Here is a 490-nt window from a genome sequence, read left to right as displayed (position 1 = left end):
CGGTTGAGGTAACCCCGGGCTACCTGCACGCCGCCGATGTACAGCTCGCCGGCTACCCCCTGGGGCACGGGTTGCTGCTGGTCGTCGAGGATGTACAGGGTGGTGTTGGCGATGGGTTTGCCGATCGGGGTGTTGTCCGGGGCGCTGGTGCAGTGCCAGGCGCTGACATCCACCGCGGCCTCTGTCGGGCCGTAGAGGTTGTGCAGCTCGACGGCTGGCAGCTGAGCGTGGAAGCGCCGCACCAGATTCCCCGGCAAGGCCTCACCCGAGCATATCACCCGTACCAAGGGTAGGGGCGGCCTTGCACCGCGATCGGGCTGCGCAGCAGCCCCGGCGACAGGGGCTGTCGAGGACAGGAACACGTCCAGCATCGAGGGAACGAAATGCAGGGTGGTGACGTGCTCGCGGGTGATCACCTCGCGTAGGTATTCCGGATCGCGGTGCCCACCGGGGCGGGCCATGACCAGCCGTGCACCGGTCTGCAACGGCC

The 490-nt window shown here is 68.0% G+C and carries 1 protein-coding gene; it reads right to left on the bottom strand.

What is annotated here, in order from left to right:
* The coding region (locus ACF8SD_RS15455) for an AMP-binding protein (RefSeq protein WP_392503509.1) at positions 1-490 on the bottom strand (490 nt) is incomplete at both ends.

Source organism: Pseudomonas sp. CJQ_9 (genome assembly GCF_043106615.1).
Lineage (GTDB): Bacteria > Pseudomonadota > Gammaproteobacteria > Pseudomonadales > Pseudomonadaceae > Aquipseudomonas > Aquipseudomonas juntendi.
Note: the sequence above shows the minus strand (reverse complement) of the source record. Positions and strands in the feature narration are given on the sequence as shown.